Below are 14,285 nucleotides of genomic sequence, written 5' to 3'. Positions count from 1 at the left end.
TACCGCGCGTCCGGGTTCACGGGAAGTCCCTCCGCGAGAACAGCCACGCGGCCAGGATCAGCACCGCGACGATGTACCCGGCGCCGTACAGCGCCCCCCACAGAGGCTCCCCCGGCGGGATCGGCAGCGCGTGGACCGCGGCGGTCTTGAGGTCGAGGCGGTCGAGATTGGGGAGCACGGCGTGGAGGAGGTCGCACAGCGTCCGACCCGCGCCCGGGGGGAGCCTCCTGCTCAGGAGGTCGAAGCTCCAGGACAGGTGCCCCGTCACGTACACGGCGGCGGTGCCGACCGCGGACAGGATCGGGTTCGTGAAGCTCGAGAAGAGGATCGCGAACGCGGTGACGATGGCCAGCTCCACGAGGATCAGGAGCTCCGCCGGCAAGAGGGGGACGGGCGATTCGCCGCGGAACAGCAGGATCGCCGCGAGCACCGCGGACATCAGCAGCACGTTCATCGCCAGGACCGCCAGCAGCCCCGCGTATTTTCCCGCGACGAACTGCCAGCGCGACACCGGCTTCGCCAGGAGCGTGTAGACGGTGCGCCGCTCGATCTCCTTGAACACGAGCGACACCCCGACGAACATCGAGGTCAGGAGCCCGAACACCGAGATCGCGGACAGTCCGAGGTCCTTGATGATCTTGCTCTCGTCGCCGACCGTCAGGAGGGACAGGAAGCGCGACGCCGCGATCAGAAGGAGAGCGAACGCAAGGAGCAGATAGAGGATCCGATCGCGGATCCCCTCGCGGAACGTGTTCACCGCAATGGCGAAGATCGCGTCGAGCGCTCGGGGCCGCGGCGGCTCCTGGGTCCGGGGGGACGTCATCTTCCCTCCTCCCGTCCGCGGCCGGTGGCCACCTCCCGCAGGAAGAGGTCCTCCAGCGTCTCCCGCCGCGGCCAGATGGAGGTCACCTGTCCCCGGGACGCCTTCGCCGACTCCAGGAGCCGCGCGAGCGTCTCGACGTCCCGCACCCTGACGAGCGATTCGGCTCCGGCCGACGAGAGCACCTCGCCGGGTAGGTCGGCCGGCGGCACGCCTTCCACGGCGACCTCGTACCAGAGCACGTTCCGGGACACGACATCCCCCAGCGAGCCCTCGAACCGAACCCGCCCCTTCACGAGGATGGCGACCCGGTCGCAGATCGACTCCGCGTCCTGGAGGATGTGGCTCGAGAAGAACACGGTCCTTCCTGCGGCGCGCTGAGCCAGGATGAGATCGCGCACCTCGCGGCGCCCCATGGGGTCGAGCCCGGACATCGGCTCGTCGAGGATCAGGAGATCCGGCTCGTGAAGGATCGCCTGGGCCAGACCGATCCGTTGCGTCATGCCCTTCGAGAACTTCCTGAGCGGCGTCCTCGCGCACCCGTCGAGGCCGACCTTCACCAGCAGCTCCGCCACGCGATCCCGTCTCGCGGCGCCGGAAATCCCGTGGAGCCGCCCGTAGAAGTCGAGGAACTCCTCCGCGGTGAGGTAATCGTAGAAACGCGGGCTCTCGGGGAGGAAGCCGACCCGCGCGCGCCCCGCCGGATCGGACGGCGGCCGGCCGAAGAGGTGCACGCTCCCGCGGTCGGGCCGGATCAGCCCCAGGATCATCTTGAGGGTGGTGGTCTTCCCGGCGCCGTTCGGGCCGAGCAGGCCGAAGATCTGCCCCGGCGCGACGTCGAGGTCCACGCCCTCCACCGCGACCGTCCGGCCGATGCCGAGATGCCCGTGGAAGGACTTCCTCAGACCTTCGAGTCGGAGCGCGGAGAGGTTGCCGCCGCCATCAGACGTCATCGGACACCAATCTAACCCAGCCCGGTTTCGAGGCAAGGGTCTCGACGTAGATCTCCTCGAGCTGCTCGACCATCCGCCGGATGTCGAAGGACCCGGAGAGAGCGTCCCTGGCGCGCGCGGCGAGCCCCGCGCAGGCTACTGAATCGGCGGCGAGGGCCAGGATCCGCACCGCAGCGGCGGACGGGTCGCCCGGCGGGACGAGGACGCCGGTCTCCCCGTCCCGGACCACCTCGGGCGTGCCGTCCACCGCGGTCGCCACGACGGGCACGCCGGCGGCCATCGCCTGGAGCACGGTCCTGGGGAGACCCTCGAACCGGGAGGTCAGGAGAAACAGGTCCATGGCGTGGAGCAGGGCGGGGACGTCCCGGCGCCATCCCAGGACTCGGACGATCCCGTCGAGTCCGCGTTCGCGGATCCTCGCCTCGACCGCGGCCCTCAGGTCGCCGTCCCCGGCGATGAAGAAACGAGCGGCGGGATGCCGCGCGTGCACCGCAGCGGCGGTCTCCACGAAATCGAGCGGCGCCTTCTGGGGCTTGAGACAGGCGATCATTCCGATTACGAGGTGCTCGGGGGCGAAGCCCATGGCCGCGCGAGTCGATTCTCGGGACGAGGAGGGCCGCTCGTAGATCGTCGGGTCGATCCCGCTCCGTACGAGCCGGTACCGCTCCTCGCGGCCGATCCCGCGGGCGAGCCCCTTCCGCCGATCGGACTCCGCGACGACGAGGATTCGGTCCGTGAACGAGCCCACCGCGCGCTCGAGCGCGGTGAAGAGCCGCCGGACCCCGGGGCGCTGCGCGTCGTTGAAGCTCCATCCGTGGACCGTGTGCACCAGCGCGGGGACCCCCGCGAATCGCGCGGCGAGGCGTCCGAGGATGCCGGCCTTCGACGAGTGCGTGTGCACGAGGTGAACGCGCCGGCGCCTGAAGTGGGCCGCGAGCCGGGCGACGGCCACTGCGTCCCAGAAGGGGTGGATGGGGTGGCGGAGCCAGGGAACGATCAGGACGCGCGCGTCCGCGATCGCCCGCGCGTCGTCGTCCAGGACGCCTCCCGTCCCGGCGACGAGGCTCACATCGAAGCGCGACCGGTCGTGGTGCGCGACGCAGTACAGGGTGTTCTGCTGCGCGCCGCCCAGCTCGAGGCGGGTGATCGCGTGAACCACTCGGGCCTTCACGCTCGCCCCCGCCGGTCCAGGAAGAGGAGGATCGACATCAGCAGGAACAGCGGGAAGCCGAGGTCCCGTTCCCCGCGGAGGTGGAGGTCCAGCATTGCGGCCGCTCGGCCTCGGCGGAGCGACGGCAGGCGATCCTCCGCCCGTCCCGTGAGGAGATCGCCGGCCATGGAGCGGAGCGGGCCGCGGATCCAGGCCGCGAGCGGCAGGTCGAACCCCCGCTTCGGACGCCTCAGGACCTCGGCGGGGATCGAGCCGGCGAACGCCTCACGGAGCGCCACCTTGGTCGCGCCCCTCGCGAACCGGAGCCGCTGCGGAAGCCTCGCGGCCCACGACACCACGGCGGGATCGAGGTAAGGCACCCGGGCCTCGAGCGAGTGCGCCATCGAGGCGAGATCCACCTTGGCCAGGAGATCGTGCGGCAGCCATTCGGAGAGGTCGGTGGCCAGGCGCGCCGAGGTGCCCGCACCCGCGCCGAGGCGCCCGCGGAACGCCTCGACGGCGGAACGCTCCGCCGCTGCCACGGCGGCGTCCTCGAACAGTGCCCGGGCCGTCCCGAGGTCCACCGTCGCCGACCAGAGGAAGTGATTGCGAGCGGGATCCCGCTCCGCCAGGGCATCGAGAGCCTGTCCGGCGCGCGACGGGAGGAGCGCCCAGAGCGGCCGGAGCCGCGCGGCGTGCCTCAGCCCCGGGATGCGGCCGAGCCAGGAGAGCCGGGCCTGGAGGAGATAGCGGCGGTAGCCCCCGAAGATCTCGTCCGCTCCCTCCCCGGTGAGCGCGACCGTGACCTCCCGGCGCGCGAACTCGGACAGGAGCGCGGTGGGGATCAGCGCGGGATCGGTGACCGGCATCGCCAGGTGGTCCACGAGGCGGGGAAGCCAATCCGCTGCTTCCCCCGCCCGGACGCGCAGCTCGTGGTGCCGGGTCCCGTAGCGCGCGGCGACGAGGCGAGCGTGAGAGGCGTCCGCGTCTCCGCTCTCCCCCTCGAAACCCACCGAGAACGTCGACACGGGCCGCGCCGCACCGTCCGACAGGAGATGCAGCAGCACGGTCGAGTCGATCCCGCCCGAGAGGAACATGCCGAGCGGGACGTCCGAGACGGTCTGCTTCCGCACGGCGGCCGCGAGGAGCGCCGGGAGCTCTCCGCGGACGCGTTCCTCGTCGAGTCCCGAGTCCTCGCCTCCACCCGGGACCTCCCACCAGATCCTCCCCTCGAGCCTTCCTTCCCGGACGTGGAGGTATCGGCCCGGGAGGAGCTTCCGCACTCCCCGGTACGGGGTGCGCTCGCCCGGGACGTACTGGAGGCAGAACAGCTCCACGAGGGCCTGCTCGTCGAGGTCGGGGGGAGCGCCCGGCGCGTGGAGGAGCGCGCGGATCTCCGAAGCGAAGTCGAGCCGGCCGCCGCTTTCGCGATAGAAGAGCGGCTTGACCCCCAGCCGGTCCCGCGCGAGGAACACCTCGTCGGTCTTCCGGTCGTGGAGGCAGAACGCGAACATCCCGTCGAGCCTCCCCAGCATCCCGGGACCGTCGTCCTCCCAGAGGTGGACGAGCACCTCGGTGTCGGATCGCGTGCCGAAGCGGTGTCCCGCCCCCTCGAGCTCGCTCCGCAGCTCGCGGTAGTTGTAGATCTCGCCGTTGAACACGACCTGGACCGATCCGTCCTCGCTCTCGATCGGCTGGTCGCCCGTCCTGAGGTCGATCACGCGGAGGCGCCTGATTCCGGCGGCGACCCTCGGCGTCTCGAGGAGACCTTCGGAGTCGGGACCGCGGTGCGTAAGCTCGGCGAGCATCGCGCGGACCCCCTCGGCGCCGGGAGGCCCCGACGCGAGCGCCACGCTGCCGCAGATCCCGCACATCCCGCGACCCTATCCGGCGAGGCGGCGCGCGGCCTCGAGGCCGTCGAGCATCGCGCGCTCCATGTAGGCGTAGGTCCACGCGCCGTAGCGCCCGGCGAGCTGGACTCCCCGCGCCTCGAGGCGGGGGACGACGGCCGCCAGCACCTCGCTCCGGCGCCGGTCGAAGACCACGTAGCCGGGCTCGATGATCGTCCAGTCCTTGACCAGGATGCGGTCCGAACCCCGGAGAACGCCCTCCGCGCGGAGCGCGTCGAGGGTCGTCGCCTCGACGGAGTCGAGGTCGGGGCGATCGCCGTTCGCGAAGGCGATCTCGACGTACATCGAGGAGGTCCCCTCCGGGGCGACGCCGCGAGCGAACGCGGTGGGGAATCCGACCCGGTAGAACGGCACCCCGGCGTCGGGGAAGTAGATCCAGTGCGCTCCGTCGCCGACGCCCTCCCGATCCACTCCCAGATTGAGGCAGGCGACCGACGACCAGTCGAGCCGGCCCGCCGCCTCACTCAGGCCCGCGTCCCCGGTCATCGTGAGGAACCCCGGGAGAGGGATCGTGACGAGGAGCCGGTCCCACCCGATCCGCTCGCCGTTCTCGAGCGTGAGCGTCCGCCGGTCGAGGTCCACCGACCCCACGCGCGCGCCGCACCTCACGGTCGGGATCCCGCGCGCGAGCGCTTCGGGCACGATCCCGATCCCGCCGACCCTCGGGTATCGGAACGTCGGGTTGTACCCCATCCCCTCGTTACCGAGGCCGAGGGCGCCCCGGACGACCTCTCGGAGCGTGGGCCTGGGGATCGACCACGAGACCCAGTCCGCCGTCATGTCGACCGGATCCCGGCGGAACAACTTCGCGTTGTACGGAAACAGGAACGCCTCGCTGATCCCCCGCCCGAAGACCGCGAGCGACCAGTCCCGGAAGGACGCCTCGGTGCCTTCCGGCACCTCGGATCCCAGGCTCTCCACGAACCCGGCGACGCAATCGGCGACGACCCCCACGGGGAGGCCGTGGAGGTTCGCCTGGAACGGGAACGGGAGCGTCGCGCCGCGCGTCCTGATGAACGCCCTCCGCCGGATCGTCTCGAACGCACCGGGGAGGATGCGGTCCACGAGCGCGATCGCCCTCGGATCGCGCAAGTGCAGGAGGTGGCCGGTGTAGTCGAACGAGAAGCCGCCCACCTCACGGGTCCGGCACAATCCCCCCGGAGAGGCCTCCGCCTCGAGGACGAGGTGAGGAACCCCCCGGAGATGATGGGCCGCGCTCAGCCCCGCGAGCCCCCCCCCGAGGATCAGGATCATGATGGCCTCACAGGCTCATGTCGACGCGCCGGAGCAGCCATCCGAGAGCAAGCGCCGCGAGGACCGTCCCGGCGAGGATCGCCGTGGCCCCGGCGGCCCCGACGAACTTCATGCCGATCGCCGCGCCGCCGAGGACCGCCGTGGCCGCGTACGACGCCATCACGGTCTGCCGGGTCGTGAGCCGCCACTTTCGAAGCCTCAGCGCGACGTGGTCGGGGCTCCCGAGCATCACCGGCAGTCCGCGCCGCCACCGCACGTACATCACGAACAACATGTCGAACAGCGGGACCCCGAGGATCAGCCCCGGCGCCACCGCGGCGATCCGGCTGTTCTCGGTGTACCCGTTGTTCATCGCCAGGGCGCCGAGCAGGAGGCCGAGCAGCAGGCTCCCGGTGTCCCCCATGTAGATCCGGGCCGGCTCGAGGTTGAGCCGGAGGAACCCGAGACAGGCTCCGCAGAGGCCCGCGAGGAGGGTCGCGGACTCGTGGCGCCCGTTGACGACCGCCACGGCGAAGAGCGCCGCCGCGGCGACCGCCGCCGTACCCGCGGACAGGCCGTCCATGATGTCGATCAGGTTGAACGCGTTCGTGGCCGCGAGGAGCCAGAGGACGGACAGCGGCAGCGCCGCCCACGTCGGGAGGAAGGTCAGCTTGATGTAGATCCCGGACTTGACCAGGACCATCACCGCCACGGCCTCACCGAGCAGCTTCGTCCACGGGCCGATCTGACCGAGATCGTCCACGAGGCCCAGGATCACCACGATGGACCCGGCCAGGAGCATCCCCAGGACCTCGTCGCGGAATCGCAGCGTGAAGGCGATCGCCAGGAGGAAGGAGAGGAAGATCGCGAGCCCACCGAGATAGGGCACGGGTTCCCGATGGCCCTTGAGGCGGCCGTCGGGACGGTCCACGATCCCGAACCTGAGCGCAGCCTCCCGCATGACCGGAGTGAGCCAGGCCGAGAGCCCCAGCGCGAGGAGGAACGTCGAGGCGTGGACCAGGGCGCGGATCAAGCGGGCGACCCTCCGTGGAGAGTTTGGCGCTTCGGCCGGGCCGAGTCCAGCCGCCGCCGTTCGACGGCGCCGCGGAAGACCTCCCTCTCCCGCCAGAGCCTCAGGAGCACGCCGGGAGACGCCACGAGCAGCAGCGCGGCGAGACCGACGTCGCGGCCGAGGATGAACGGGAGATCCCGGAGGTACGCGCGGAGCGTGTCGTTGCGGAGGATCGTCAGGTACCGGTTCTTGGCGACGTGGAAACGAACCTCCGGGCTCCGGTGCAGGAGGGCCCAACCCCTCCGCCGGACCGACGCGCCGGAGGCCGTGGCGCCGCGCGCGTGGACTCCGATCGCCTCGTGGCGGTATGCCGCCGTCCACCCGAGGCGATGGGCCCTCCAGGCCAGGTCCAGGTCCTCGTAGAAAGCGAAGAACCGCGAGTCGAACACCTCGCCGTCCGGGTCGGCGACCTCCTCGAGCATGGCGCGGCGGTAGAGCGCCGCCGCGCCGCAGGCCCCGAACACCTCGCCGTCGCGGTCGAACTGCCCCTCGTCCGGCTCGCCGTACCCGCGGTCCACAGGCTGCCGGGAGCGCGCGAGCATCTGCCCCGCCGAGTCGATCGTCCGTCCGTCGGGACGGAGGAGCTTTCCCGCCGCGATCCCCACCGCCTCGTCCTCGAACGCCGGCAGGAGAGCCTCGAGGAACCCGGGGCCCAGCCGCGCGTCGGGGTTCAGCACCAGCACGAACGGGCTCACGGTCCGGGCGAATCCGAGGTTGTTCGCGCGGCAGAACCCGAGATTGGTCCCACACTCGATCAGCGCCAGGCCAGGGTAGCCGTCGCGAACCATCGAGACGGTTCCGTCCGTGGAGCCGTTGTCCACCACGACGATCTCGGCGGGGGGCCTCGTCAGCCGGAGGAGACTCCTCAGGCAGTCGGCGATCCACGCCGCGGCATTCCACGTCACGATCACCACCGCGACCGGGGACCGGTCCGCGGCTCCTATGGCCCCCGCGTCCTCGCTCATCGCGCTCATCGCTCTACCGCCGGACCGCGATGACGATGTCCTGGGAGGAGAGGTGCTCGGCGCGGCCCGACCAGCCGCCCCAGCGGATGGGTTCCACGATCTCGAGGCGGTTTCTGTCGTACAGTTCGCGGACGTCGTTCTCGAGGTACGCCACCGCGGACTCGGGAACCCCCGCGTCCACGACCCGGCACCCCCCGAGTTCGTGCGCGAACCGAGTCGGGCTCGTCCCCAACCGAATCCTCCGCTCGGCCTCGGCGTCCAGCAGGAACCAGGTGATCAGGCACCGCGCGCCCGGGCGCAGGACCCGGGCGACCTCGGAAAGGTAGCGGTCGGTCCCGGCGGGGAGCATGTGCGTCACGACCGACGTCAGGAACGCGAAGTCGAATGATTCGCTCTCGAAAGGGAATCGGTACCCCGACGGGGCGAATCTCCCCTTCGGGTTGTACATCGGGCTCCTCACGTCGGCGTGGACGAAGCGGAACCGCGGGTGCCTCGCCGCGATGTGGTCGCAGCACCATCTTATGTGTTCCTCGAGGAGGTCGAACCCTTCGTAGGATCCGCCGTCCCGAAGGTACCGGGTGAGGGGCAGCGCCATCCGGCCGGCGCCACATCCCACGTCGAGGACCCGCTGGTTCGGCTCGAGGCCGCAGAGATTCACGAAGTAACGGAAGAACTCCTCGCCGATCGCCTCGAAATCGCCATCCCCCACGAACGCGACGCTCCTGGGGGGAAGGCCATCCCTCCGCTTTCCCCTGAGCCAATCGACGAGATCCGCCGGGAGGAAGACGATCTTCCGAACGGACGGCCGGTAGTAGATCCGTCTCGCGAGCGACTGGATCGGGGCCGGGAGCCACCTTCGCAGTGCGCTCTTCATCGCGCCCACGGGACGCGCTCGCGCCGGACGTGAGAACACTTCACGCCGCGATTCTGTATGGAACGACCTGTCAAGTCCACCGGCTGCGCAGCGACACCTTCTCGCGGGCTCCGTCCGGGGCCGAGCAGGCGGCGGTCGAAGCGGCTGACCCGCGAAGGAGAGTGGGGCCAGGGCCTCGAATCCCCACCCGCGAGTCCGGCCACGACTCCTCCCGTCTCGCGATGCTTCGATCGCGTTGCACGGCGCGTCAATGGGCTGCGTCCAGCACGACGCGCCACGTCCGCTCCGCTGCCACGTCCGGGTCGAACCGCGCGGCGCGCCCCGGCCCGTCGCGTGCGAGCCTCACGGCAATTCGCCCGCCACGCATCAGCCCCTCGAGCTGCGCGCCGATTTCACGGGGGTCATCGGTCTCGACCCACGCGGCAACGTCGCCGAGAACCTCCGGAAGGCTCGCGCGACGCAGCGCGAGGACCGGCGTGCCGACCGCCAGCGCCTCGAGCACCGGCAGGCCGAAGCCTTCATACTCCGAAAGGTAAACGAGCGCGGCAGCCTCGCCGAGGAGTCCGCGCAGGATCGGCTCGGGTGCCCACGCGCGGCGGATCACCCGGTCCGCGATCCCGCCCTCCCGGGCCAGGTCGTCGACGTCGGGGGCGGGCGGAACCGAGGGGCCCACGACGACCAGGCGCGCCTCGATCGTGACGCGGGAGAAGGCGCGGACGACCAGATCGAGGTTGCGCCGCGCCGTCACGGCACCGAGGTGCAACGCGTAGGGCCCGGCGAAGCCGAGCCACTCCCGCGCCGCGCGACGCTCCGTCGCCTCGACCGGCCTCCGCCAGCTCGGGTCGAGGCCCGGCGGGATCACGTCGATCCGCTCACGTCGCACGCCGAGGTGACGAGCGATCTCGCCGGCCGAGAATTCGCTCACCGTGACGACGCGACGCGCCTTCCTGGCGGACGGCCCCGCGAGCGCGAACGCGACGCGCGACTTCGCCGAGAACCACTCGGGATGGGCGGCGAAGGAGACATCGTGGATCACGACGACCGTCGGGACGCGGGCCACGAGGGGGATCGTATAGAAGGGGCAGAACAGCACGTCGACACGCCGACGGACGAGGTGCGCCCCGAGCCGGAACTGACGCCATGCCGGGTCGCCGCCTGGCAGCGGCCAGCGCAGCACGGTCGTAGCGATGCCGGACGGAAGCGGCCGGTCGGTAAACAGTTCCAGCGCGTCTTTCCGTTTCAGGGAAGTCGGCAGGTGCTCGATCAGCGCCGAGAGGTAGCGCGCCACGCCGGTCGGCGTCCCGGCGAGCACGCTGGCGTCGACCCCGACTCTCACGCGTTCTCCGACGCGACGAGGTACCTGGTGCGAAGCTCCCCCGCGACCTCGCCCGGATCGTCGCGGTGCCTGCCCGGGTCCGTCATCCCCGTCCCGCCTCCTCAAGCGCCTGCCGATAGACCTCGATGGTTTCCCGCGCGGTCCTCGCCCAGGTGTAGGCTCGCGCGCGCTCCCTCCCCCGTGAGATTCGCAGGGCGCGGGCTGAGGGGTCGCCCCCCAGGCGACCGAGCGCCGCCGCCCACGCTTCGACATCGTCGGGACCCGCGAGGATCGCGGCGTCGCCCAGCACCTCGGCCAGCGCGCCCGCGGGGGACGAGACCACGGGGCAGCCGGCGGCCAGCGCTTCCAGCGGCGGGAAGCCGAAGCCCTCGTAGCGGCTCGGGAACAGGAAGGCGAACGCCTCCCGGTACGCGGCGCCAAGGGTCGCGTCGTCCACGTGCCCCAACGCCGAGACCGAGCCTCTGAGCCCGAGCGAGCGCGCGCCGCGGAGGAACTCCTCCCGACGCGCCCCCTCCTCGCCGAGCACGACGAGATGCAATCCCTGCCCGCCGTCCCGGCACCGGGCCAACACCCGGAGGAGGAACGGAACGTTCTTCAGCGGGTCGAGTCCCCCCGCGTAGAGAACGAACGGCCTCCTAAGTCCGGCCACGGCGGCGCTCGGGGTCGAGGACGCGCCGAGGCGCTCCGCGACGCCGTTCGGCACGGCGACCACGCGCGAGGCCTCGAGGGGGTAGTGGGCGAGGAGGTCGCGGCGCGTCGTCTCCGACACGGCGATGACCCGGTGGGCGGCGAACGCGCTGCGGAACGTCCTCCGGAAGGCCTGGCGGTGACGCCACGAGAGCGCCTCCGGAAAGAGCCTCGCCACGAGGTCGTGGACGGTGAGAACGAGCGCGGTGTCCCCCGCGCCCGCGGACGGAAGGGCGTACGCGGGAGCGTGGTAGAGCCCGATCCGCTCCCGCCGAAGCAGCGGCGGAATCAGGTACCGGTCCGCGATGCCGATTCCGCGGCGGGGCCCGGGATAGCGGACGTCACGAAGCCCGAGTTCCGCTCCGACGCCGTTCCAGGACAGGGCCGCGAACTGCCACCCCGGCGGCGCGGCGTCCGGGAGCGCGCGCGCCAATTCACGGGAGTACCTGCCGACCCCGCGGCCCCCGCTCGGGGTCTCTAGGCAACGGAGATCGACGAGGATGCGCATGTCCGTCCCCCGTCCATCGCGCGGATCGTCCACCCGTTCGCTCCCCTCGGCTCCCGCGGCCGGAGCCGGTGATCAGGCTAGTTTGATTCCCCCTCGCGAATCAACCGTGCCCGGCGGTTCCTCAGGGGAAGGAACGCGGTTACGATGGGCGCCGATGAGCGCGCCCGGCCTGTCCGTCGTGATCCCGAGCCGCAACGGTGTCGCCAGGCTTCCCGAAACGTTGGCCTCGATCGCGCGGCAGAACGTGTCCTGCGGGCTCGAGGTCGTCGTCGTGGACGACGGATCTTCGGATGGGACGAAGGACGCCGCGGCCCGTGTGGAGCTGCCTTGGGGCCCGCCGTTGGTGCTACGGCGAGAACCCGGGCGAGGGCGCGCCGACGCCTGCAACGAAGCGATCGGCGCGGCGCGCGCCCCCGTGATCCTGGTGCTCGACGACGACATGACCTTGAAAAGCGGCGCGGTCGAGGCACACCGAGCCTTCCACGCGCGCCTCGCGCGGGGAGCGGCGATCGGCCGGATCGAGCTGGCGCCCGGGCCCGCGGATTCCTGTTTCAGGCGGTTTCTCGAGCGCGAGGAGGCGTTCCGCGAAACCGCCCTCCTCCGGCAACGGGACGACGTCCCGTTCCCGATGTGCCTCACCGGCCATTTCTCCGCGGCGCGGGAGGTCCTGGTCGCGGCGGGAGGGTTCGACGCGAGCATCGGGCGTTACGGGTTCGAGGACATCGATCTCGGCTTCCGCCTGCACGAGGCGGGGATCCGCATCGCGTACCTTCCCGAGGCCGTCTCGGTCCACCGGGCGCACATGACCGATCTTACGCGCTACCTCGCGCGGCATCGCGAGGCGGGGCTCGTCGCGCGCCAACTGGCCGCCCGTTACCCGGATGGGCCGTTCCGCGAGTACCTCCGGCTGGACGGCCCCGACCGGCTGGGTCTCGGCACGAGTCCCGCCGGGCTCGTCGGTCTGAGGCTCGTGAACCGACTCGTCCTCCTGCGGCCCCTGCGGCGGCTCCTCGGCTCCCGCCCGGGGTTCGGCGCGATCCTGCGGCTCCTCGCCGCGGGCGAGCGAGCGGGGCTCGAGCGCGCGGTCCACTTCGGGTACCACGTCGCCCGGGACATCCGGTACTTCCAGGGGTGCTTCGACGATCCTGCGGGAGGACGGGCGTGAGCGGACCCGAGATCTCCCTCGTCATCCCGAGCTGGAACGGGAAGGCTCTGCTCGAGGAGCACCTCGCCTCGGTCGTCGAAGGCGCGGCGGGGATCTCCGGGTCGGAGGTGATCGTCTCCGACGACGGCTCGACCGACGGAACCATCGAAGCGATCGCCCGCCGGTTCCCGCGTGTTCGGGCCGCGCGCCGCGACCGGAACGGGGGCTTCGGACCGGCGGCGAACGACGGAGTCGCCGCCGCGAGCGGCCGGCTCGTGATTCTCCTCAACAACGACGTCGCGGTCCCCCCGGGAACGTTCGAGCGCCTCGCGGAGGCCCTCGAAGCCGCGCCCGAGGCCTTCGCGGCGGTCCCGTCCATCGTCCGTCGCGAGAGCGGGGAGGACGAGGCCCGCACTCGGATCCGGTTCAGGTGGGGCGTCGTCTCCACCTCGGTCGGGGGAGGGCTCGCCGTGGATCCGGCGTACGCCTGCGGCGGCGCCATGGCGTTCCGCCGGGCCGAGTTCCTGGCGCTGGGCGGCTTCGATCCCCTGTTCGCCCCGTTCTATTGGGAGGACGTGGACCTCTCGTACCGCGCGAGGAAGCGGGGGCGCCGCATCGTCCTCGTGGACGGCGCCCGCGTGGAACACGATCACGGCCGCACCATCGGTGCCCGGTTCGAGCCGAGGAGCGTCGTCGGGATCTACGAGCGGAACCGCCTGATCTTCACCTGGAAGAACCTCGGCGATTCGGCGCTGATGCGAAGGCACCTGGCGTTCCTCCCCCTCAAGCTGGCCTGGGATCTCGCGGCCCATCCCGCGTTCGTCCGGGGGTTCCGGGCCGCGTGGGCGCTTCGGCCCGCGCTCGCGCCGCTCAGGCGTCGCGAGCGGGCCGAGGCGACGAACCGCGACCGCGAGCTGCTGGCGCGGCCTCGCTAGCGCGAGGATCCGGCGAGCCGCCGGAGTACTCTCGCCGCGCGTCTCGGAGCCGCGCGCAGGTGGTGGACGAGGCGAGCGACCCCCGTTCGCCGGCGGTGAAGCCTCAGGAAGGGAACGGGGTCGCGCCGAGGGGCGGCGGCCGCGCCGCGAACCTCCTCGACGCTCGCGATCAACCTGCGGAAGACCGCCGCCTCGCCGTAGTCCCGAAGACAGCGCTCCCATCCCGCCGCGGCGATCGTGCGGCGGTCGTCGTCGTGCGCCAGGTAGTGCCGGGTCAGCTCGATCGCCTCCCCGACCTCCTCGAAGCCGATCGCTTCCCGCCCGACGTCGAAGACGAGGCCCAGATGCCGCTTGTTGTCGCAGAGGAGGAGGACGCCGTTGGCGGGTAGGGCGAACGTCCGGAAGTTGACGGGGCCGGTCGAGTTGTGGAAGTTGGGACCGATCCTCGTGCGCCGGTAAAGGTCCACCCGCCGGTCCTCGGGGAGGAATCCCGCGGGCCACCCTTCGCCGTGGTAAGCCCCGTTCGGAAAGGCCGAGGCGTACCGGTCGAGCCGTTCCTGCCGCCAGGGGCTTCGCGGATCGCGGTAGGGTCCGGTGGGTGCTCCACGCCTTTCGCCGTGGCCCTCAGTCCGACTCCCGTGACGATCACAGTGACCTTAGGGTTCGATGGCACATCCAGGCTTTTCAGCCTGGGCCTC

Annotated in this window: 13 protein-coding genes; 2 read left to right on the top strand and 11 right to left on the bottom strand. The window is 71.4% G+C overall.

The features are described 5' to 3' along the window. Positions 1 to 16: 16 nt before the first annotated feature. From LAO51_09675 to LAO51_09630, 10 genes are all read right to left on the bottom strand, one after another. Positions 17 to 823: an ABC transporter permease gene (locus LAO51_09675; GenBank protein ID MBZ5639009.1), complete on the bottom strand. Its 807-nt coding sequence runs from the start codon at positions 821 to 823 to the stop codon at positions 17 to 19. Continuing rightward, positions 820 to 1,773, bottom strand: coding sequence for an ABC transporter ATP-binding protein (locus tag LAO51_09670; GenBank protein MBZ5639008.1), 954 nt, complete (start codon positions 1,771 to 1,773; stop codon positions 820 to 822). The genes LAO51_09675 and LAO51_09670 overlap by 4 nt, the downstream gene beginning before the upstream one ends. Further along, a complete protein-coding gene (locus LAO51_09665; GenBank protein ID MBZ5639007.1) occupies positions 1,763 to 2,944 on the bottom strand; it encodes a glycosyltransferase family 4 protein in 1,182 nt (393 codons plus the stop codon). The genes LAO51_09670 and LAO51_09665 overlap by 11 nt, the downstream gene beginning before the upstream one ends. Further along, positions 2,941 to 4,797, bottom strand: a complete 1,857-nt coding sequence (asnB, locus tag LAO51_09660) for an asparagine synthase (glutamine-hydrolyzing) (protein MBZ5639006.1) — start codon at positions 4,795 to 4,797, stop codon at positions 2,941 to 2,943. Before asnB ends, LAO51_09665 begins: the two co-directional genes overlap by 4 nt. A 9-nt stretch (positions 4,798 to 4,806) precedes the next feature. Then, entirely contained in the window at positions 4,807 to 6,087 is a 1,281-nt protein-coding gene (locus LAO51_09655; GenBank protein MBZ5639005.1) for an FAD-dependent oxidoreductase, read from the bottom strand. Positions 6,088 to 6,094: 7 nt separating this feature from the next. Continuing rightward, positions 6,095 to 7,099, bottom strand: a complete 1,005-nt coding sequence (locus tag LAO51_09650) for an undecaprenyl/decaprenyl-phosphate alpha-N-acetylglucosaminyl 1-phosphate transferase (GenBank protein ID MBZ5639004.1) — start codon at positions 7,097 to 7,099, stop codon at positions 6,095 to 6,097. Next, positions 7,096 to 8,103, bottom strand: coding sequence for a glycosyltransferase family 2 protein (locus tag LAO51_09645; GenBank protein MBZ5639003.1), 1,008 nt, complete (start codon positions 8,101 to 8,103; stop codon positions 7,096 to 7,098). Before LAO51_09645 ends, LAO51_09650 begins: the two co-directional genes overlap by 4 nt. Before the next feature lie 13 nt (positions 8,104 to 8,116). Then, the gene (locus tag LAO51_09640; protein MBZ5639002.1) at positions 8,117 to 8,977 is read right to left on the bottom strand and encodes a methyltransferase domain-containing protein; all 861 of its coding nucleotides are present in this window, start codon (positions 8,975 to 8,977) and stop codon (positions 8,117 to 8,119) included. A gap of 247 nt (positions 8,978 to 9,224) precedes the next feature. Next, complete coding sequence (locus LAO51_09635) at positions 9,225 to 10,313, bottom strand: glycosyltransferase family 4 protein (protein ID MBZ5639001.1); 1,089 nt, start codon at positions 10,311 to 10,313, stop codon at positions 9,225 to 9,227. Between the two features lie 82 nt (positions 10,314 to 10,395). Next, entirely contained in the window at positions 10,396 to 11,541 is a 1,146-nt protein-coding gene (locus LAO51_09630; protein MBZ5639000.1) for a glycosyltransferase family 4 protein, read from the bottom strand. Positions 11,542 to 11,662: 121 nt separating this feature from the next. On the opposite strand from LAO51_09630, the gene LAO51_09625 reads away from it, so the two are divergent. Continuing rightward, positions 11,663 to 12,673: a glycosyltransferase family 2 protein gene (locus LAO51_09625; GenBank protein MBZ5638999.1), complete on the top strand. Its 1,011-nt coding sequence runs from the start codon at positions 11,663 to 11,665 to the stop codon at positions 12,671 to 12,673. Next, positions 12,670 to 13,587, top strand: a complete 918-nt coding sequence (locus tag LAO51_09620; protein MBZ5638998.1) for a glycosyltransferase family 2 protein — start codon at positions 12,670 to 12,672, stop codon at positions 13,585 to 13,587. The genes LAO51_09625 and LAO51_09620 overlap by 4 nt, the downstream gene beginning before the upstream one ends. On the opposite strand, the gene LAO51_09615 is transcribed toward LAO51_09620, so the two are convergent. Further along, positions 13,584 to 14,054: a glycosyltransferase gene (locus LAO51_09615; GenBank protein MBZ5638997.1), complete on the bottom strand. Its 471-nt coding sequence runs from the start codon at positions 14,052 to 14,054 to the stop codon at positions 13,584 to 13,586. The genes LAO51_09620 and LAO51_09615 overlap by 4 nt on opposite strands. Positions 14,055 to 14,285: the final 231 nt, after the last annotated feature.

The sequence above is a fragment of the Terriglobia bacterium genome, from assembly GCA_020073205.1.
Classification (GTDB): Bacteria; Acidobacteriota; Polarisedimenticolia; order Polarisedimenticolales; family JAIQFR01; genus JAIQFR01.
The sequence above is the reverse complement of the archived record's forward strand: the minus strand, read 5'-3'. Positions and strand labels throughout refer to the sequence as shown.